Annotated in this window: 15 protein-coding genes; 8 read left to right on the top strand and 7 right to left on the bottom strand. The window is 73.1% G+C overall.

The genetic code is table 11. From position 1 onward, the window contains the following. Positions 1-2: 2 nt before the first annotated feature. From ACIP84_RS19960 to ACIP84_RS19945, 4 genes are all read right to left on the bottom strand, one after another. Complete coding sequence (locus ACIP84_RS19960) at positions 3-962, bottom strand: sugar ABC transporter permease (protein ID WP_355966443.1); 960 nt, start codon at positions 960-962, stop codon at positions 3-5. 19 nt (positions 963-981) lie between these two features. Then, positions 982-2,325, bottom strand: a complete 1,344-nt coding sequence (locus tag ACIP84_RS19955) for an ABC transporter substrate-binding protein (RefSeq protein ID WP_401799046.1) — start codon at positions 2,323-2,325, stop codon at positions 982-984. A gap of 71 nt (positions 2,326-2,396) precedes the next feature. Next, complete coding sequence (locus ACIP84_RS19950) at positions 2,397-3,611, bottom strand: ROK family transcriptional regulator (protein ID WP_355966448.1); 1,215 nt, start codon at positions 3,609-3,611, stop codon at positions 2,397-2,399. Between the two features lie 219 nt (positions 3,612-3,830). Beyond that, the gene (locus ACIP84_RS19945; protein ID WP_401799045.1) at positions 3,831-4,910 is read right to left on the bottom strand and encodes a mechanosensitive ion channel family protein; all 1,080 of its coding nucleotides are present in this window, start codon (positions 4,908-4,910) and stop codon (positions 3,831-3,833) included. Between the two features lie 237 nt (positions 4,911-5,147). On the opposite strand from ACIP84_RS19945, the gene ACIP84_RS19940 reads away from it, so the two are divergent. Beyond that, a complete protein-coding gene (locus ACIP84_RS19940) occupies positions 5,148-5,711 on the top strand; it encodes an HNH endonuclease (protein ID WP_030325842.1) in 564 nt (187 codons plus the stop codon). A gap of 81 nt (positions 5,712-5,792) precedes the next feature. Here the strand turns inward: ACIP84_RS19940 and ACIP84_RS19935 are convergent, their stop codons facing one another. Then, on the bottom strand, positions 5,793-9,068 hold the full coding sequence (locus tag ACIP84_RS19935; protein ID WP_401799043.1) for a beta-N-acetylglucosaminidase domain-containing protein: 3,276 nt from the start codon (positions 9,066-9,068) through the stop codon (positions 5,793-5,795). 238 nt (positions 9,069-9,306) lie between these two features. Here ACIP84_RS19935 and ACIP84_RS19930 point away from each other — a divergent pair, with 238 nt between their 5' ends. The 3 genes from ACIP84_RS19930 to ACIP84_RS19920 are packed head-to-tail and all read left to right on the top strand — an operon-like array spanning position 9,307 to position 11,874. Further along, a complete protein-coding gene (locus tag ACIP84_RS19930; protein ID WP_187624474.1) occupies positions 9,307-9,504 on the top strand; it encodes a hypothetical protein in 198 nt (65 codons plus the stop codon). A gap of 1 nt (position 9,505) precedes the next feature. Next, positions 9,506-11,626: a 4-alpha-glucanotransferase gene (gene malQ, locus ACIP84_RS19925; protein ID WP_401799041.1), complete on the top strand. Its 2,121-nt coding sequence runs from the start codon at positions 9,506-9,508 to the stop codon at positions 11,624-11,626. Between the two features lie 20 nt (positions 11,627-11,646). After that, positions 11,647-11,874 carry a hypothetical protein gene (locus tag ACIP84_RS19920; protein ID WP_355966457.1) on the top strand — a complete coding sequence of 76 codons (228 nt, stop codon included), beginning with the start codon at positions 11,647-11,649 and terminating at the stop codon, positions 11,872-11,874. 154 nt (positions 11,875-12,028) lie between these two features. On the opposite strand, the gene ACIP84_RS19915 is transcribed toward ACIP84_RS19920, so the two are convergent. Then, positions 12,029-12,547, bottom strand: coding sequence for a MarR family transcriptional regulator (locus ACIP84_RS19915; RefSeq protein WP_355966460.1), 519 nt, complete (start codon positions 12,545-12,547; stop codon positions 12,029-12,031). A 134-nt stretch (positions 12,548-12,681) separates the two neighbouring features. On the opposite strand from ACIP84_RS19915, the gene ACIP84_RS19910 reads away from it, so the two are divergent. Genes ACIP84_RS19910 through alc form a run of 4 tightly spaced genes read left to right on the top strand, consistent with a single transcriptional unit; the run spans position 12,682 to position 16,734 of the window. Then, positions 12,682-13,653: an EamA family transporter gene (locus ACIP84_RS19910; RefSeq protein WP_401799038.1), complete on the top strand. Its 972-nt coding sequence runs from the start codon at positions 12,682-12,684 to the stop codon at positions 13,651-13,653. 5 nt (positions 13,654-13,658) lie between these two features. Then, complete coding sequence (locus tag ACIP84_RS19905) at positions 13,659-14,600, top strand: DMT family transporter (protein WP_401799036.1); 942 nt, start codon at positions 13,659-13,661, stop codon at positions 14,598-14,600. Between the two features lie 20 nt (positions 14,601-14,620). After that, complete coding sequence (locus ACIP84_RS19900; protein WP_401799034.1) at positions 14,621-15,547, top strand: LysR family transcriptional regulator; 927 nt, start codon at positions 14,621-14,623, stop codon at positions 15,545-15,547. 59 nt (positions 15,548-15,606) lie between these two features. Beyond that, positions 15,607-16,734, top strand: coding sequence for an allantoicase (alc, locus tag ACIP84_RS19895; RefSeq protein ID WP_401799032.1), 1,128 nt, complete (start codon positions 15,607-15,609; stop codon positions 16,732-16,734). A gap of 252 nt (positions 16,735-16,986) precedes the next feature. Here alc and pepN read toward each other — a convergent pair whose 3' ends face one another. Further along, positions 16,987-19,563 (bottom strand): aminopeptidase N, encoded by a 2,577-nt coding sequence (pepN, locus tag ACIP84_RS19890; protein ID WP_401799030.1) that lies wholly within the window; start codon positions 19,561-19,563, stop codon positions 16,987-16,989. Positions 19,564-19,570 lie beyond the last annotated feature (7 nt).

Here is a 19,570-nt window from a genome sequence, read left to right as displayed (position 1 = left end):
GATCAGTCACCCGAGCCGATCAGGCCGCCCCGCCGGCGCATGAGCAGCGCCGTGAAGGCCATGGAGAGCGCGAACAGGACGAGGGCCACGACGCTGGCCGCGCCGTAGTCGAAGCGGCCGAAGCCGAGGTCGTAGACCAGCTGCGGCAGCGTGAGCGTCGAGTCGTCGGGATAGCCCGGTTCGAAGGTCTGGCCGGAGCCGCCCATCACGCCCGAGGCGACCTTCGCCGCCACGATCGGCTGGGTGTAGTACTGCATCGCGCCGATGATCCCGGTGACCACCGCGAAGAGGATGATCGGCGAGATGTTCGGCAGGGTGACGTAGCGGAAGCGCTGCCAGGCCGAGGCGCCGTCCAGTTCGGCCGCCTCGTACTGCTCCTTCGGTACGTCGAGCAGCGCGGCCATGAAGATGACCATGAGGTCCCCGACGCCCCACACGGCGAGGACGGTCAGGGCGGGCTTGGCCCACGCGGTGTCGTTGAACCAGGAGGGCGCGGGGATCCCGACGGCCTCCAGGAACGAGTTGACCGGCCCCGTGCCCGGGTTGAGCAGGAAGACGAAGGCCAGGGTCGCGGCCACCGGCGGGGCCAGGTACGGCAGGTAGAACAGGGTGCGGAAGACCCCCGCGCCGGTCTTGATCCTGGTGACGAGCAGGCCGATGCCGAGGCCGAACGCGACCCGGCAGGTGACCATGACGACCGCGAGCCAGAGGGTGTTCTGCATCGCCGGCCAGAACTTCGGCAGGTCGGAGAAGACGTAGTCCCAGTTCTCCAGGCCCCGCCAGGTCGGCGGGTTGAGCCCGTCGTACTTCATGAAGGAGAAGTAGACGGTCGAGACGAGCGGGTACGCGAAGAAGACGCTGAAGCCGATCAGCCAGGGCGACATGAACGCCGCGGTGCGAAGCGCGTTGCGCACGCGCTTCGACCGCAGCGCCGCCTGACGCCCGGCGAGGGTGTCGGACATGAGATACCGGTCCCGGGTCTTACTTCGCCTGGGCGATGTCGCGGTCGATCTGGGCGGCCGTGTCCGCGAGACCCTTCTTCAGGTCCGGGACCTGGCCCTTCTCGTACTTCTGGGCGAAGTCCTGGAAGGTGTCCTGGTACGTGGTGCCGTTCACCGCGCCGTCGGAGGTGGTGGACTGCGGGTGCCGGGCGATGTCCAGGAAGGTCTTGAAGCGCGCGTCGAACTTCAGGTTCGGCGACTTCAGCGCCTCCAGGGTGGAGGGGACGTTGCCGATGTCGTTGGCGAAGTTCACCACGGCGTCGGTGTCCATCGTCATGTACTTGACGAGTTCCCAGGCCGCGTTCTGCTTCTTGCTCTGCGGCGCGATGCCGATGATCGTGCCGGAGAGGTAGCCCTTGCCGTACTCGGCGACCTCGTCGTCGGCGACGGGCAGCGGCGCGACACCGACGTCGAGCTTCACGCCGGCGTCCTTGATGAAGTTGAGCCGCCACTCGCCGTCCAGCTGCATGGCGACCTGGCCGGTGTGGAAGGGGTGCTTGGCGCCCCACTCGTCACCGAAGGTGGTGCGGTACTTGTCCAGCTTCGCGAACCCGCCCAGGCTGTCGACCAGCGACTTCTGGTAGGTCAGCATCTCGGCGAAGCCGGGGTCCTTGCCGAGGAGCGACTTGCCGCTCTCGTCGAAGTACGCGTGGTCCCACTGCGACATGTAGTGGCTCGGGACGGTCTCGTAGCCGAGGTAGTTCGGCATGAAGCCGAGCTGCTCGTAGCTGTCGCCCTTGGTCTTGGTGAGCTTCTTGGCGACCTCGGCGAACTGGGACCAGGTCTTCGGCGGGGCCTCCGGGTCGAGACCGGCCTTCCGGAAGGCGTCCTTGTTGTAGTAGAGGCCGTAGGCGTCGGAGAGCAGCGGCAGGGAGCAGCGCCTGCCCTCGAACTGGGTGTAGTTCTGGAGGACCTTCGAGAACGTCTTGTCGAGGTCGACCTTGTCCTTGTCCAGGAAGGGATTCAGGTCCGCGAGGGCGCCGGTGTGGCAGAACTTGCCGACGTTGGACGTGGTGAAGGAGGCGGCCACGTCCGGCCCGTTGGAACCGCCCGCGCGCAGGGCCTGGCCGAGCTTGGCGTCGTTGATGCCGCCGACGACCTTCACCTTGATGTTCGGGTGGGCCTTCATGAAGCGGTCGATGTTGCTCTGGATCGCCTTGACCTCGGCGGGCGCCGACCAACCGTGCCAGAAGGTGATGGTGGTCTCGGCCTTGGGGTCGTCGGCGGCCGCGTTGTTCGCGGAGCCCGTACAGGCCGAGGCGAAGAGGGCTATCGAGGCGGTGGCGGCGAGCGCTGCGGCTGCTCTGCGCGGACGTACGGGCATGACGGTGTCTCCCTGTGGCGGAGGGCTTACGGGGGAAGGGGAACGCGTGGGGCGGTGAGACGGTCGGTGGGTCAGCGCGAGGTGTCGAAGACCTCGGCGCGTGTGGTGGCGAGGGCGCTTTCGAGGGCGCCGCGCAGCACGGGGCGCCGGGGGACGGCGGCGAGGACGAGCCGTGGCCGGGAGGCGGCGAGGTCGGCGAGTTCGGACTGCACGCGCGCGCGGAGGGGTTCGCCGCCGGCGACGAGGACGTCACCGGAGAGCACGATGAGTTCGGGGTCGAGGACGGCGACGATCGAGGCGAGTCCGATGGCGACGCGCTCGGCGTACCGGTCGAGCAGCTCCGCGTACCGGGGGTCCTCGCCGTGCGCCTCGACGGCGTGAGCGAGCAGTCCGCTCGCGACCTCCACGTACGGCTGCTCGGGGGTGTCGATCCCGATGGCGCGGGCGATCCGGGGCACGGCCTGGACGCCGGCGAGCTCCTGGAAGCCGCCGGAGTTGGCCTTGGTGACCTGCCGTACGAGCGGGGTGCCGGGGACGGGCAGGAAGCCGACCTCACCTGCGCCGCCGGTGAAGCCGCGGTGCAGCCGCCCGCCGAGGACGAGGGCGGCGCCGAGGCCCTCCTCGTTCCACAGCAGGGCGAAGTCCGTGTGACCGCGGGCCGCGCCGACCCGCTGCTCGGCGACGGCGACGAGGTTGACGTCGTTCTCGTACTCGAAGGGCATCGGCAGGACGGCGGCCAGCTCCTCCAGGAGGGTGGGGGAGTGCCAGCCGGGCAGGTGGGAGGCGTACCGGAGGCGGCCGGTGGCCGGGTCGAAGGCGCCGGGGGTGCCGATGACCAGGCGACGGACGTCCTCGCGGGTGATGCCGGCCGTCTTGACGGCACCGTCGAGGGCGTCGGTGACCTGGCGGACGACACCGGACGCGGCGCGGCCGGGGGTGCGGAGCTCGTACTCGCCGACGATCTCGCCCGTGATGTCGGCGACGGCGGCGTGGATGCGGAACGGGTTGACGTCGAGTCCGGCGGCGTACGCGGCCCGCGCGTTCACCGCGTAGAGCTGGGCGTTCGGTCCGGGCCGGCCCGCGGTGGTGCCGGTGGCGACGACGAGGCCGGCCGCTTCGAGGCGGGCCAGCAGCTGGGAGGCGGTCGGCTTGGACAGGCCGGTGAGCTTGCCGATCCGGGTCCGCGACAGGGGGCCGTGCTCCAGGAGCAGGTCCAGGGCGGCGCGGTCGTTCATGGCGCGCAGCACGCGCGGCGTGCCGGGCGTTCCCGGCGTCGTACCGGCCATGGGGTCGCACCTGCCCTTCGGTTGCTGGTCGGGCCATTCTGCTGCCTCGCGGCGGCCCGTCTCCCCCGACTTCACTGTTAGGAAAGTTTCCTATTCGGTGGGAGGAAAATAAGGCGGCCGCCACGGGGGCGTCAATACCCGGGCACGCGAGACGCCCCCGAAGGCAACCAAAGCGTTACCTGCGGGGGCGTCGTCCGCGCGCGCGTTCCGACCGGGTACCTACTTGTTGAGGTCCGCCCTCGGCAGCGGGGTCGCCGCCGCCGACTGCGGCGAGGTCGCAGAGGCGAAGGCCGACGGCGCCGCCATGCCCGCGGTCGGGTCGGCGGCCGACTCCTCGGCCTGCGCCGGAAGCCCGCCCACGATCCGGATGCCGGCCCGGTCCAGGCCCTGCTTGATCCGCCAGCGCAGCTCGCGCTCCACGCCCAGCGCCTTGCCCGGCATCGTCTTCGCCGAGACCCGGACGGTCATCGAGTCCAGCAGCACCTCGCTCAGACCGAGCACCTCCACCGGACCCCAGAGCCGCTCGTTCCACGGCTCGTCCTTGGCCATGGCCTCCGCCGCCTCCACGATCACGGACCGCACCTTCTCCAGGTCCTCCGTCGGCCGGACGGTCACGTCCACGCCCGCCGTCGCCCAGCCCTGGCTGAGGTTCCCTATCCGCTTGATCTCGCCGTTGCGCACGTACCAGATCTCGCCGTCCACGCCGCGCAGCTTGGTCACCCGCAGCCCGACCTCCACGACCTCGCCGGAGGCCACGCCCGCGTCGACCGAGTCGCCCACGCCGTACTGGTCCTCCAGGATCATGAAGACACCCGACAGGAAGTCCGTCACCAGGTTCCGCGCGCCGAAACCGATCGCCACACCGGCCACACCGGCCGAGGCGAGCAGCGGCGCCAGGTCGATCTTGAAGGCGCCCAGGATCATCAGCCCGGCCGTGCCCAGGATCAGGAACGACGCCACCGAACGCAGGACCGAACCGATCGCCTCCGAGCGCTGCCGCCGGCGCTCGGTGTTGACGAGGAGACCGCCCAGGGCCGTCCCCTCCACCGCCTGCGCCGAACGGTTCATCCGCTCGATCAGCTTCGTCAGGGCCCGCCGGATGGCCATCCGCAGCAGCAGCGCGACGATCAGGATCAGCAGGATGCGCAGGCCCGTGTTCAGCCAGGTGGACCAGTTCTCCTCCACCCAGCTCGCCGCGCTCGTGGCCTTCTCCGCCGCCTCGTCGAGGGTCACCGGCATGGGCTCGGGTTCGGTGGCAGCCGCAAGCGCGGACCAAAACACGGGAGGACCTCCAGGCATCGCGTACGCAGACCATCCACAGTAACGGGGCGTCGGAGATGGTCCCGTAGCCCTGTTCGAGGGAGAGACGGACCTCACCCGGGCAAAGAGAAGGAGACATGCCGATGTGGTCGAGAACACGCCGGGCCCGTCACCCCGATCCCGGTACGTGGTGGCGTTCCGACCAGGCATGAGGAGAGACTGAGAGCAGTTCGTCCCGGCGCGAGCCACGCGCCGCCGGCGTCATAGGAGGCATCCGTGCCGCATGTCCTGGTCCTCAACGCGTCGTACGAGCCGCTCGGCGTCGTACCGCTCCGCCGCGCACTCGTCCTCGTCCTGGAGAACAAGGCTCTCTGCCTCGAGGAATCCGGCGCCTTCCTGCACAGCGAGACCCAAGTCGTCCCCGCGCCCAGCGTGGTGCGACTGAAGCGCTTCGTGCGGGTCCCCTACCGGGGGCCCGTTCCCTTGACCCGCAGAGCCCTCTTCGCACGTGACGGCGGGCGCTGCATGTACTGCGGGGGCGTCGCGACCAGCGTCGACCACGTCATCCCCCGCAGCCGCGGGGGCACGCACGCCTGGGAGAACGTGGTGGCGGCCTGCCGCCGCTGCAACCACGTCAAGGCCGACAGGCACCTGCGCGAGATCGGCTGGCGGCTGCGCCACCAACCGGCACCGCCGACCGGCCTGGCCTGGCGGATCATCGGGACCGGACACCGGGACCCCCGCTGGCTGCCGTACCTCCAGCCGTACGGCGCCGAGGATGTGATGGCCCGGATCGACTCCGTCGCCGACGCCCCCGTGAGGGCGCTGACGACGGGTTGAGCCGGGCCTTCCGCGTACGTACGCGGAATCACGCGCGTACGTACGCGGGGGCGGCTTCGGCACGGGAGCGGTGGGCCCCACTCAGGGGGCGGGCCGCTCCTCCGGCGTGCCCTCCGGCGTGCTCTTAGGCGTCTCGTCCGGCGCCGTGCCCCCGGCCCCCGTCGGCGGCTCCGTCGGCTTCCGGGCGGGCCGACCGGGCTGACCGGGCTGCTCGGGCTGCTTCTGCCCGGCCACCGCATAGGTCTCCACCGACCAGAGCGAATAGCCGTACCGCGTCGCCCGCGCCTCGCCCTGCACCCGCAGGAAGCGCGTGTCCGCCGCGTCCATCCGCACCGACTCCCGGCCGCCCCGGCCCTCCGCGACCGTCGCCGCCGTACGCCACACCCGCCCGTCGGCCGAGACCTGGACCCGGTAGCGGGAGGCGTACGCGTCCTGCCAGTGCAGCACCACCTGCCCTATCCGGGCCGGCTCCGGCAGCTCCAGCTGCCACCAGGCGCCGTCCTCCGCCGGCGAGGACCAGCGGGTGGCCGGATCGCCGTCCACCGCGAGGGCGGCCGGGAAGTCCGGAGTCTCGTCGCCCGAGGAGGAGGCCGTCGCCGTCCGCGCCAGATCCGGGCCCGCCGTACGGGGGAAGGCCCGCACCGTCAGCACCCGCTCCTCGCCCGCGAACGACACCGGCACCCGGTACGTGCCCGCGTGCGCGTCCGCAGCCACCGACACATCGAGGGGCACCGTCGACCGGGCACCGCGCTCCACCACCGCCTGCTCCGGCAGCGTGACCGTGATCCCCTTCGGGGCCCTCGCCGTCAGCGGCCCCCGCACCTCGCCCGCGCGCAGGCCCGACAGCTCCACGTCCACCCGCTGGGCCGGACCGCCGATCTCCGCGTCCGTCTCCGTCCGGGCCAGGTCGAGCGTCGCGCGCGGCCCGTCCGCGAACCACGGCACCAGCGAGCGCACGGCGGGCGCCGGCCCGTCGCCGCTCCACACCACCCGCAGCGCCTCCGCCCGCAGCCCCTTGAGCTCGGCCTGCGTCCAGCCGGACGCCGACAGCGGGCCGAGCGCCCGCCAGCCCTCGCCCTCGACGTACGCCTCCACGCGCGCGTCGCGCGGGGCCCCGGCACCCGGATCCGTCATCACCGTCAGGGCCTCCACGGACCGCGCCCGGTCGAGCCGCACGGTGTACGAGCCGGTGGCGCGGTCGGCACGGGCCCTCGGCGTCCGGTCGGCGCCGGTCCAGGCCTTCGCCCGGTCCACCGCGCGCGTGAGGAACGGGTCGAGAACCCCCGTGCCGACCGTCACCCGGCCCGCCGCGAGGTCCTTCCGCAGCGCCTCCAGGCTCAACTGCGCGCGCCAGGCCGCCGCCCCGTCGCCGGAGTCCTGGGCGACCAGCATGTCGACCGCCGTTTCGCCGGCCCGGCCGTAGCGGGAGAGCCGCTCCAGCCAGGGGCCGGTCTCGTCGTCGAGGGTGCCGCCGGCGGTGCCCGAGAGCCGCCCGGGTGCCTCGCGCATCACGGTGAACGCGGCCCGCAGCTCCCTCGCCGCCTTCTCCCGCCCGGGGACCGCCCCGGTCGCCGCGCTCGTGCGCGAGGCCCAGAAGGCCGCCAGGAGGGGCTTCAGGTAGGCCGATTCGGCCCCCGGGTCGAGCACCGACGAGGCGCCGTTCCCCACGAGCGCCCGCAGCGCCTCGCGGGCGGCCGGCTCCGGGCCCGCGAGGTCGTCGACGGCCGCCCGCCAGGACTCCTCGGGCCGGTAGCCACGCGGGTTCCAGGCGTAGTCGGCGGTGGTGAAGAGCGGGACGCGGGAGGCCGCGGGCTGCTCCATCGCGAGCGCGAGGAAGGCCGCCGAACCGGCGGCCACGGCCGGTTCACGGCCCGTCGCGGGGCCGAGGAACAGCCGGTCCTGCGCGTAGTCGTTGACCGGGTAGTTGTCCATGGTGACCAGCGGATGTCGCAGGGCGGCCCGGGTCCGCGCCAGCTCCCCGCCGGTGATCGAGCGCGGCACCACGCCGACGCCGGTCCATGCCACCCGCACGTCCGCGTCGAGCGCGTCGCCGAGCCGGGTGCGGTAGGCGGTCGCGCCGTCCTGGTAGTACTCCGTCGGCATCACCGTCAGCGGTTCGGCGTCCGGATACCGCTCGGCGAGGTGCCGGGCGACCGCGTTCGCCACGCGCGCGTGGGCGGCCGCCGCGGCCTCGGGACCCCGCCCGAAGGTGTCGGCGTCCCGGTCGCAGTGCCACTCGTCGTACGAGGCGTCCTGGAACTGGAGCTGGAAGGAACGCACCCCGAGCTCCCACATCGCGTCGAGCTTCCGCGTCAGCGCCGCCATGTCACCGCCCGAGGACAGGCACATGGACTGGGCGGGCGCCACGGCCCAGCCGAGCGTCACGTGGTTGGCGCGGGCCCGCTCCGCGAGCGCGCGGAACCCGGCCTGCTGCGCGGCCGGGTACGGGTCGCGCCACTGCACGCCCCGGTACGGGTCGTCGCCGGGGGCGTACAGATAGCGGTTCTGCTTGGTGCGGCCCAGGAAGTCGATCTGGGCGAGCCGCTGTTCGGCCGTCCAGGGTGTCCCGTAGAAGCCCTCGGTGATCCCGCGCTCGGCCGTGCCCGGCCAGTCCCGCACGACGACCCCCGGGATCTCCCGTCCGCCGCCGATGAGCTGGCGCAGCGTCTGCACGGCGTGGAACACCCCGTCGCCGCCCACCCCGTCCAGGACGACCGTGTCCCGGCCTCCGAGGCGGCCCGTGGCGAGCCGGTAGCCGCCGCGCGGCAGATCGAGCCGGTCGGGCACCCGCAGGGCGCTCAGCGCGTCCTCGGCGGCCTCGCCGGACGGGCCCGCGACGCGGAAGAGCGGCCCCCGGCCCGGGAGCCCGGTGTGGACGGTCCGCACCCCGGCGGCCCGCAGCAGCTCGCGCAGGGCGGCGAGGGCGTACGGATCGGCGTCGGCGTCCGCGAGCAGGGTCACCTCGTCCCCGAGGGGTACGGCGGGCCCGGCGGCGGTCAGCGACTGCGGGCGCGGCCAGACGGCGGGCACGCGCGCGGAGGCGGCGTCCGCGGAGCCGGCGGAGGGCGCAGAGGTCGAGGAAGCCGTGGGGGAGGAGGCAGGTGAGGAGGCCGGGGAGGAGGAGGCCGTGGGGGCGCCCGGGTCCGCCGGAGCGTCCGGCGCCGTCGGGGCGAGCGGCGCCGTCGGAGCGAGCGGCGTCGTCGGGGTGAACGGCGCGGCCTTCGGGCGCGCGTTCGGAGCCGCCCCCGGGACCGCCTGCGCCGAGCCCGGCACCGCGCCGCCGAGGAGGCCGCCGATGACGGCGGCGGCGACGGCCGTCGCGGTGCGCCTGCTGCGTCCGAGGTGCCCGAGGTGCACGGGGGTCTCCCTTCGGCCGGGGCCGCCGGCCGCTCGCCGGTTTGGTCACGAGTGGGTCACGAGCCCACCACCCGTCGCACTGAGGTGTCAATGCACATGGCCGATGTGTCGGCTTTGCCCGGCGAGCCGTCGGCGAGGTGACGTCACTTCGCCACTTTCCGCCGGTAAAACGAGGTGCGGTGGGTAGGCCTCAGTCGTTACCCAGGTCCCACCAGTCGAGACGAATCGGGAGACCCCCGTGACCACGACCGCCCCGCACCTCGGACGGATACGGATTCCGCAGCAGCCGGCCAGGACGGACGAACCGCTGACCAGCGAACCGCCGCTGCCCGACGCCGCGCCCCTCACCAGCGAGCCGCCCCTGACCGTGGCGGCCCCCCTCACCAGCGAACCCACCGCCCCAGGAAGTGCGGGCACGGAGTCCCCCGGAGTGTGAAGTGACCCTGGCCCGTCTCGCCGCCCGTCACGGCGTCGCCACCGCCTACAGCCCCTCCGCGGGGGTCACCGTGCCCGTGCCGGACGCCACCGTGGTGGCCGTCCTCGGCGCCCTCGGCGTGGACGCGGCGACGCCGGAAGCGGTCGCCGCCGCCCTCGACGCGGCCGAACGGACCGAGCGGGAGCGCCTGTTGCCCCCGACCCTGGTCCGGTGGCGCGGCGCGGAGCCGGCCCACCCGCCGGCCGACCTGCCGCCCGGCACCCGGCTCCGGGTCACCACCGAGGACGGCGCCGTCGTCACCGGCCACGACTGGGATCGCCTTCCCCTCGGCGTCCACGCGGTCGAGGCGCAGGCCCCCGACGGGCGCGCCGCCACCGCCACCCTGATCGTCGCCCCCGCGCGCGTGCCCGCCCCCGAGCGGCGCGCGTACGGGCTGCTCGTCCAGCTCTACTCGCTGCTCTCCACCCGCTCCTGGGGCATGGGCGACCTCGGCGACCTGCGCGAACTCGCCACCTGGGCGGGCCGCACGCACGGCGCCGGCTTCGTCCAGGTCAACCCGCTCCACGCGGGCGTGCCCGGCGCGCCGAGCGACCCCTCCCCGTACCGCCCCTCCTCGCGCCGCTTCCCCGACCCGGTCCATCTGCGGATCGAGGAGATCCCCGAGTACGCCCTGGTCGGTTCCGAGCACCGCGAGGAGCTCGACCTGATCCTCGCCGACGCCGCCGACCTGCGGGAACGGGTCCTCGGCAAGGGTGCGGTGATCGACCGGGACGCCGTGTGGGAGGTCAAGCGGCGCGCCCTCGAACTCGTCGTCGGCGGTGTGGAACTCGGCCCCGGCAGGCGCGCCGACTTCCATGACTTCCTCGCCGCGCGCGGCCCCGCCCTTGAGGACCACGCCACCTACCAGGCCCTCGCCGAGCGGCACGGCCACCACTGGCGGACCTGGCCCGAGGAGCTGCGTTCCCCGCGGGCGGCGGAGGCCGTCGTCCGCGACGACCCGGCTCTCGCCGCCCGGGTCGACTTCCACTGCCGGCTCGCCTGGCTGACGGACCGGCAGCTCGCCGACGCCGCCGCGGCCGCCCGCGAGGCCGGGATGGAGGTCGGGATCGTCCACGACCTGGCGGTCGGCGTCCACCCGGAGGGCTCCGACGCCTGGGCCCAGCAGGACGCCTTCGCAGCCGGCATGTCGGTCGGCGCCCCGCCCGACGCCTTCAACTCCCGCGGCCAGGACTGGGGCCTGCCGCCCTGGCGGCCCGACGCCCTGGCCGCCGCCGGCTACGCCCCGTACCGCGGGCTCCTGCGCGAACTCCTGCGCCACGCGGGCGCGCTGCGCATCGACCACGTGATGGGCCTGTTCCGGCTGTGGTGGGTGCCGGAGGGCCGCGAGCCCACCGAGGGCGCCTACGTCCGGTACGACGCCGGGGCGATGCTCGCCGTCCTCGTCCTGGAGGCCCACCGCGCCGGCGCCCTTGTCATCGGCGAGGACCTCGGCACGGTCGAGTCCGGCGTACGCGAGGAGCTGGCCGCGCGCGGGGTGTTCGGCACCTCCGTGCTCTGGTTCGAGCGGGACTGGGCGGCCTCCGGTCGTCCGCTGGCCCCGGCCGAGTGGCGTGCGGAGTGCGTGGCCACCGCCACCACCCACGACCTGCCCCCGACCGCCGCCCGGCTCTCCGGCGACCATGTCCGCCTGCGGCACCGCCTCGGCCTGCTCCCGGGGGACCTGGCGCGCGAGCGGGCGGCGGACGCGGCCGAGACCGCCGAGTGGCTGGGGCTGTTCCAGCGGCTCGGTCTGCTCCCGGAGGGCCCTGGGGCGGAGGAGGCCGAGATCAGGGCCGTCCACCGGTTCCTGCTCGACACCCCGGCCCGGATGGTGGGTGTCTGGCTGCCGGACGCGGTGGGCGACCGCAGACCGCAGAACCTGCCCGGCACCTGGGACGAGTACCCCAACTGGCGGCTGCCGCTCGCGGACGCGGAGGGGCAGCCGATGACCCTGGAGCGCCTCGCCGCCTCGCCCCGGGCGCACGCCCTGCTGCGCGAACTCCGCGCGCGTACGGCGCCCCCGGAGGCACGGACCACCCGGTCCGACGCCCGTACGGCACCCCCGGGCGCGCGGTCCGATTAGGTGTTCGCTACGTTTGCACCGTGGACAAGAAGAACGCACTGCGCGCCGGCTCGCTCGCGGCCGGTACGACGCTGATGATGCTGCTCATGTCGTCCCCCGCGCTCGCGCTCACCCGCGACGACGGCGACGACCCGGCCCCCAAGCTGTCGGTCATCGAGACCCTCGGCCTGTTCGTGGCCGCACCGCTGGTGCTGTTCCTGGTCATCGCCGGTCTCGTGATGCTGCTCGACAAGTCCAAGAAGGCCTGACCGCCTCCTCCTCCGCTCCGTCGAGGGCGCCGCACGGTACGACGTACCGTGCGGCGCCCTCGCGTGCGTGGAACCGCGCGGGCACCTGCGGGGAGCCCCGCGGATCCGTCCCTGGAATCGCGCGCGGACACGTGGCGCGGAACCCCGCCGGCCGCTACGCCGTGGTCGCGAGCAGCCTGCGCAGCAGCCCGGCCAGCTGCGCCGCCTCCTCCTCGCTGAGCGCGCCCTCCAGGGCCTCCCGCTGCTGCGCCAGACCGGCCGAGACGGACTGGTCCACCAGCTCCCGGCCGTGCTCGGTGAGCGTGACCCGCAGCCCGCGCCGGTCGTGCGGGTCGGGGCTGCGGGTGACGAGCCCCGCCTTCTCCAGCTTGTCCAGCCGGCCGGTCATCCCGCCGGTGGTGATCATCAGCGTCGCCGTCAGCTCACGCGGCGAGAGCGTGTACGGCTCCCCTGAGCGGCGCAGGGTCGCGAGGACGTCGAACTCCCCGAGCGCCAGACCATAGGGCGCGTACGCCTTGTCCACCCTGCCGCGCATGGCGTTCGCGAGCCGGTAGATTCGCCCGAAGACGGCCATCGGCACGGTGTCCAGGTCGGGGCGGACCACCGCCCACTGGTCGGTGATGGCGTCGACGGCGTCGTGGGCGGGGCCGGGGCCGGGGGTCTTCGTGTCCATGCGAGCAGTCTCCTCTTCCTCATGACTCGATGGCAAGAAAGCCACTTGCAAGTAAGTAGCTTAGTGGTAAGTTAATTACCGCCAAGCCAGTCCGGTCCATCCGGACCGGCATCCGCAGCGAGGGGGAGACCGTCATGTCCCACAAGGCAGCCGTCGTCGCACTGACCGCACTGGCCCCGATCTCCTGGGGCTCCACCTACTTCGTCACCACCGAGTTCCTGCCGCCCGACCGGCCGCTCTTCACCGGCCTGATGCGCGCCCTGCCCGCCGGACTCGTGCTCCTGGCGCTCACCCGCAAGCTCCCGCAGGGCGCCTGGTGGTGGAAGTCCGCCGTCCTCGGAGCCCTCAACATCGGCGCGTTCTTCCCGCTGCTCTTCCTCGCCGCCTACCGGCTCCCCGGCGGCGTCGCCGCCGTCGTCGGCTCGGTCGGCCCCCTGTTCGTCGTCGGCCTCGCCGCCCTCCTCCTCGGCGAGAAGCCCACGGTGAGGACCCTGCTCACCGCCATCGCCGCCGCCTTCGGCGTCAGCCTCGTGGTCCTCAAGGCCGGGGCGGCGTTCGACACCGTCGGTGTGCTCGCCGGGCTGCTCTCCGCCCTGTCGATGTCGGCCGGCGTCGTCTTCACCAAGCGCTGGGGCCGCCCCGAGGGCGTCGGCGCCCTGGCGCTCACCGGCTGGCAGCTCACCGCGGGCGGCCTGGTCATCCTGCCCGTCGCCTTCCTGATCGAAGGCGCCCCGCCGGCCCTGACCGGCGCCAACCTGGCCGGCTACGCCTACCTCGCCTTGGGCAACACCGCGATCTCGTACTTCCTCTGGTTCCGCGGCATCGAGCGGCTCAGTGCCTCCTCCGCCACCCTCCTCGGCCCGCTCTCGCCCCTCACCGCCGCGATCATCGGCTGGGCGGCGCTCGGCCAGGCCCTCGGCTCGGTGCAGCTGCTCGGCATGGCGATCGCCTTCGGCGCGACCCTGGCGGGCCAGCTGAGCCCCCGTACGGGGAAGCGGGCCGAACCGGCCGTCGAGGCGCGCAGCGACCCCGCATTGTTCAGTGTTACTGAAGAGAGCCGTCAGAAAGTTTCGATAGACCTGGAAGGTTCGACGGTGCGACGGTAGGCCCCATGAGTCTGATCACCGCGCGTCACCCGACCCCCGCCACCACCCGGAAGTCGGCGCCCGCCCGAGGCGCCGGCTTCGGCGTGCTCCTCGCCCTGCTCGCCACCGCCGTCTGGTCCGGCAGCTTCGTCGCGGCCCGCGCCCTGCACGACACCGTCCCGCCCGTCCAGGCCGCCTTCTGGCGCTGGATCGTGGCGATCCTGGTCGTCACCCCCTTCGCCGCCCGCGCCACCTGGCGGCAGCGGCACCTGATCCGCCGTCACCTGGGCTTCGTCGTCCTCGCCTCGCTGCTCGGCATCACCGTCTACAACACCCTCGTCAACCAGGCCGGACTCACCACATCCGCCGGCAACATGGGCATGATCATGGCCGCATCGCCGGTGGTCATGGCGCTGTACGAGCGATTCGGCGGCGCCCGGCTCGGGGCCCGGCGCGTCACGGGCATGGCCATCGCCTGCGCCGGCGTGCTGCTCCTGGTCGGCGAGGGGGCCCTGCCGTCCCGGCTCGGCGCCGGCGACCTGTGGATGTTCGCCGCGGCGCTCAGCTTCGCCTCGTACAGCGCCCTGCTCAAGCGCCGGCCGGAGGGACTCGGCGGGCCCGTCCTCCTCTGCACGACCTTCCTCATCGGCGCCCTGATGCTGCTCCCGGTGTACGCGGCCGACCTCGCGGCCCACGGCGGCTTCGCGCCCACCGCCGGCACCGTCGGCCCACTCGTCTACGTGGGCGTGCTCTCCTCCGCCGTCGCCTTCTTCGCGTGGAACAAGGCCGTCGCCCTCATCGGCGCGGCCCGCGCGGGCGCCGTCTACCACCTCCAGCCCGTCTGCGTCGCCCTCCTCTCGTACGCCCTGCTCGACGAGCGGCTCGGCCTCCTCGGCGTGGCCTGCATGGCGCTCATCCTCGGCGGAGTGGCCCTGAGCTCGGCCACCGGCGCACGCCGGGCCGCATAGCTCCCGATAGGTTGCGCCCCATGACCGAGTGGGACATCAAGAAGCTCCAGATCCTCCGCACCCTCCGTGACCGCGGCACCGTCACCGCGACCGCGGAGGCGCTGCTGATGACCCCCTCGGCCGTCTCGCAGCAGCTCACCAACCTCGCCAGACAGCTCGGCGTACCCGTCCTCGAGGCCCAGGGCCGCCGCGTCCGGCTCACCGACGCCGCCCAGCTCGTACTGCGGCACGCGGAGGCGGTCTTCGCCCAGCTGGAGCGCGCCGACGCCGAACTCGACGGCTATCTGCGGGGCGAGGCCGGAGAGGTGCGGGTGGCGGCGTTCTCGACGGCCGTGCCCGCGCTCGTCGTGCCCGCCGTACGGCAGTTGCGGAGCGCGCACCCCGGACTCGACGTCCGGATCCGGGAGGCCGAGGCGGCGGAGGCGTACGAGCTGCTCTCGGCCGGCGAGGTCGACCTGGCCCTCTCGCTCGCCGCCCACGCGCCCTCCGCGCGCGACCCCAAGTTCAGCCGGGTCCCGCTGCTCGCCGATCCCCTCGACGTAGCGCTGCCCGCCGGGCACCCGCACGCCGACGCGCCCGGCCTGCGGCTCGCCGACCTCGCCGCCGAGCCGTGGATCTTCGGCGGCTCGGGCCCCTGGTCGGAGATCACCACCGCCGCCTGCGAGGCCGCCGGCTTCGTGCCCGAGCAGGCCCACAGCGCCTCCGGCTGGACCGCGATCCTCGCCATGGTCGAGGCCGGGATGGGCATCGCCCTGGTGCCCCGGATGGCCTCCGCGGAACGCCGCGGCGGCGCCGGGATCGTGATGCGCGTCCTCGCCGCCGACCAGCCGCGCCGCCATGTCGTCGCGGCGGTACGGCGCGGGGCGGAGGAGGGCCCGGCGGTGACGCGGGTGCTGGGAGCCCTCCGGCAGGCGGCGGCCCAACGGGAAACCGTTCAGCAGAACTGAAGATGCTCGTCGAAAACATTCGATGGACCCACCAGGTCCCCGAGGCGCACAGTCGACGCATGACCTTCGAGACGAGCCAGGACCAGGATCCGCACGCCAACGACGCCGCCCCGTACTCCGGCGGCGACCCGTACGCCGACTACCGGACCGGTGACTTCCCCTTCACCGAGCTGGTCGACCTCGCCGACCGCCGTCTCGGCGCCGGCGTCGTCGCCGCGAACGACGAGTTCTTCGCCGAGCGGGAGAACCTCCTCGTCCGTGAGCGCGCCGTCTTCGACCCCGAGCACTTCGGCCACAAGGGCAAGATCATGGACGGCTGGGAGACCCGCCGCCGCCGCGGCGCCGACGCCGAGAACGTCTTCCCCGCCCCCGAGGACCACGACTGGGCGATCGTCCGGCTCGGCGCCCCCGGTGTGATCCGCGGGATCATCGTCGACACCGCCCACTTCCGCGGCAACTACCCGCAGCGCGTGAGCATCCAGGCCACCTCGGTGGAGGGCTCGCCGAGCCCCGCGGAGCTCCTGGACGCCACGTGGGAGGAACTCGTCCCGCCGACCCCCGTCCGTGGCCACGCCGCGAACGGCTTCACCGTCACCGCCGAGCGCCGCTGGACCCACCTCCGGGTCTGCCAGCACCCCGACGGCGGCATCGCCCGCCTCCGCGTCCACGGCGAGGTCGTGCCCGACCCCGAGTGGCTGGAGCTGCTCGGCACCCTCGACCTGATCTCCGTGCTCAACGGCGGTTCGTACGAGGACGCCTCGGACAGGTTCTACTCCTCGCCGACCCAGATCATCCTGCCCGGCACGTCCCGCAAGATGGACGACGGCTGGGAGAACCGGCGCCGCCGGGTGCGCGGCACCAACGACTGGGTGCGCTTCCGGCTCGCCGCGCAGGGCGCCGTCCGCGCCGTCGAGATCGACACCGCCTACCTCAAGGGCAACTCGGCGGGCTGGATCGCCCTCCAGGGGCGCAACGGCGAGACGGGGGAGTGGTTCGAGATCATCCCCCGCACCAGGCTCCAGCCCGACACCCTCCACCGCTTCAAGCTCCCCGCCCAGGCCGTCGTCACCCACGTCCGCCTCGACGCCTTCCCCGACGGCGGCGTCGCCCGGATGCGCCTCCACGGGGCGCTGACGGAGCAGGGCGCGGCCGATCTGCGCGCCCGGTTCACGGCGCTCGGCGGCTGAGCACGCCCGCGGGCCCCGTCCTTCCGCCCGGCGGAGCGGCAGCGCGCCGACGCCCGCCCGCCGGGCGGACCTCACGGCCGGTCCTTCGCGGTCCGCACCCGGCGGACCAGCGGACCGGCGGACCAGCGGACCGTCGGAGCGCCGACACGCCGACACGCCGATGCGCCGACACGCCGACACGCCGACACGCCGATACGCCGAAGGGGCCCCGGACCGACATGGTCCGGGGCCCCTTCCTCGCTACGGGGCGCGCTACTTCGCCGCCGCCGCGTCCGCCGCCCGGGCCCGGAGCGCACGCTCCACGCCCGCGCGGCTCTCCGTCACCAGGCGGCGCAGCGCCGGGGCCGGGTTGTGCTCGGCGATCCAGGCGTCCGTCGCGTCCAGGGTCTCCTGCGAGACCTGGAGGCTCGGGTAGAGACCGACCACGATCTGCTGGACGATCTCGTGGCTGCGGGTCTCCGAGACACCCTTGATCGCGGCGAAGTACTTCGCCGTGTACGGGGCGAGCAGCTCGCGCTGGTCGGCCTGTACGAAGCCGCCGATGACGGCCTCCTGCACGGCGTTCGCCAGCTTGTCGTCCTCGACGACCGAGGCCCAGGCCTCCGCCTTCGCCGCCTCGGTCGGACGGGCCGCGCGCGCGGTGGCCGCGTGGCGCTCGCCCGCCGCGGTGCGGTCGCGCTCCAGCTCTGCGGCGATCTCCGGCTCGTCGTAGACGCCGGTGGCCGCGAGCCGCTGGACGAACGCCCAGCGCAGTTCGGTGTCGACGGCCAGGCCCTCGACGGTCTCGCGGCCCTCCAGGAGGGCCGCGAGCAGGTCCAGCTGCTGCGGGGTGCGGGCGGTAGCCGCGAAGGCGCGCGCCCACGCCAGCTGGTGGTCGCTCGCGGGCGCGGAGGCCTGGAGGTGCGCGAGGGTGGCCTCGGTCCAGCGGGCAAGACCGGCCTCGCGCCACTCCGGCGCCGCGTACATCTCCAGGGCGGCCTTGACCTGGCCCTGCAGCGACTGGACCACGCCGATGTCGGACTCCTTGGCGATACCGGAGAGCACGAGCTCCAGGTAGTCGCGGGTGGCCAGCTCGCCGTCACGGGTCATGTCCCAGGCCGAGGCCCAGCACAGGGCGCGCGGCAGCGACTCGGCGAAGTCGCCGAGGTGCGCGGTGACGTTCTTCAGGGACACCTCGTCGAGGCGGACCTTGGCGTACGACAGGTCGTCGTCGTTGAGGAGGACGACGGCCGGGCGGGCCTTGCCCGCGAGCTGCGGGACGGCGGTCAGCCCGGCGGCCTCGATGTCGAGTTCGAGGCGCTCGGTGCGGACCAGCTTGCCGGCGGCGTCGAGGTCGTAGAAGCCGATCGCGATCCGGTGCGGGCGCAGGACGGCCTCGCCCTTGGCGCCGGCGGGGAGCGCGGGCGCCTCCTGCTTGACGGCGAAGGAGGTGATCGAACCGTTCTCGTCGGTCTCGATCTCCGGGCGGAGGATGTTGATGCCGGCCGTCTCCAGCCATGCCTTCGACCAGGTCTTCAGGTCGCGGCCGGAGGTCTCCTCCAGGGCGCCGAGGAGGTCGGAGAGGCGGGTGTTGCCGAAGGCGTGGGCCTGGAAGTAGGCCTGGACGCCCTTGAAGAACTCGTCCTGGCCGACGTAGGCGACGAGCTGCTTCAGGACCGAGGCGCCCTTGGCGTACGTGATCCCGTCGAAGTTGACGAGCACGTCCTCCAGGTCGTTGATCTCGGCCATGATCGGGTGCGTGGACGGCAGCTGGTCCTGGCGGTAGGCCCAGGTCTTCTCCGCGTTGGCGAAGGTCGTCCAGGCGTTGGGCCAGCGGGTGCCCGCCACCGAGGCCTGGCAGGCGACGGAGGTGTAGGTGGCGAACGACTCGTTCAGCCAGAGGTCGTTCCACCACTCCATCGTCACGAGGTCGCCGAACCACATGTGGGCGAGCTCGTGCAGGATGGTCTCGGCGCGCCGCTCGTACGCCGCGTCCGTCACCTTCGAGCGGAAGACGTACTGGTCGCGGATGGTGACCGCGCCCGCGTTCTCCATCGCGCCCGCGTTGAACTCCGGTACGAAGAGCTGGTCGTACTTCGCGAACGGGTAGTCGTACGCGAACTTCTCCTGGAACCAGTCGAAGCCCTGGCGCGTGACGTCGAAGATGTGGTCCGCGTCGAGGAACTCGGCGAGCGACGGACGGCAGTAGATGCCGAGCGGGACGCTCTGCCCGTCCTTCTCGTACGAGGAGTGCACCGAGTGGTACGGGCCGACGATCAGCGCGGTGATGTACGTGGAGATCCGCGGCGTCGGCTCGAAGACCCAGACGTCGTCCTTGGGCTCCGGGGTCGGCGAGTTGGAGATGACCTTCCAGCCCGCCGGCGCCTTCACAGTGAACTGGAAGGTGGCCTTGAGGTCGGGCTGCTCGAACGAGGCGAAGACGCGGCGCGCGTCCGGGACCTCGAACTGCGTGTACAGATAGGCCTGGTCGTCGACCGGGTCGACGAAGCGGTGCAGACCCTCACCGGTGTTGGTGTACGCGCAGTCGGCGACGACCTTCAGCTCGTTGCGGCCCTCGGCCAGGTGGGCCAGCGCGATCCGCGCGTCGCGGAAGACGGCGGCGACGTCCAGCGCGTGGCCGTTCAGCACGACCTCGTGCACGGCGGGGGCGACGAGGTCGATGAAGGTGGAGGCACCGGCCTCGGCGGAATCGAAGCGGACGGTGGTGACGGACCGGTAGGTGCCGCCCTCCTGCGCACCGGAGAGGTCGAGTTCGACCTCGTACGCGTCCACGGTGAGCAGCGCTGCCCGCTGCTGAGCCTCTTCACGGGTCAGGTTCGTGCCAGGCACCCGGTCA

The organism is Streptomyces sp. NPDC088707 (assembly GCF_044752725.1).
Lineage (GTDB): Bacteria > Actinomycetota > Actinomycetes > Streptomycetales > Streptomycetaceae > Streptomyces.
This window is presented reverse-complemented; position numbering and strand designations above follow the sequence as displayed.

Excerpts from the sequence above, each read along its gene's own strand:
- ACIP84_RS19960 (WP_355966443.1), bottom strand. The coding sequence starts at position 962 with ATGTCCGACACCCTCGCCGGGCGTCAGGCGGCGCTGCGGTCGAAGCGC.
- ACIP84_RS19955 (WP_401799046.1), bottom strand. The coding sequence starts at position 2,325 with ATGCCCGTACGTCCGCGCAGAGCAGCCGCAGCGCTCGCCGCCACCGCC.
- ACIP84_RS19950 (WP_355966448.1), bottom strand. The coding sequence starts at position 3,611 with ATGGCCGGTACGACGCCGGGAACGCCCGGCACGCCGCGCGTGCTGCGC.
- ACIP84_RS19945 (WP_401799045.1), bottom strand. The coding sequence starts at position 4,910 with ATGCCTGGAGGTCCTCCCGTGTTTTGGTCCGCGCTTGCGGCTGCCACC.
- ACIP84_RS19915 (WP_355966460.1), bottom strand. The coding sequence starts at position 12,547 with ATGGACACGAAGACCCCCGGCCCCGGCCCCGCCCACGACGCCGTCGAC.
- ACIP84_RS19910 (WP_401799038.1), top strand. The coding sequence starts at position 12,682 with ATGTCCCACAAGGCAGCCGTCGTCGCACTGACCGCACTGGCCCCGATC.
- ACIP84_RS19905 (WP_401799036.1), top strand. The coding sequence starts at position 13,659 with ATGAGTCTGATCACCGCGCGTCACCCGACCCCCGCCACCACCCGGAAG.
- ACIP84_RS19900 (WP_401799034.1), top strand. The coding sequence starts at position 14,621 with ATGACCGAGTGGGACATCAAGAAGCTCCAGATCCTCCGCACCCTCCGT.
- alc (WP_401799032.1), top strand. The coding sequence starts at position 15,607 with ATGACCTTCGAGACGAGCCAGGACCAGGATCCGCACGCCAACGACGCC.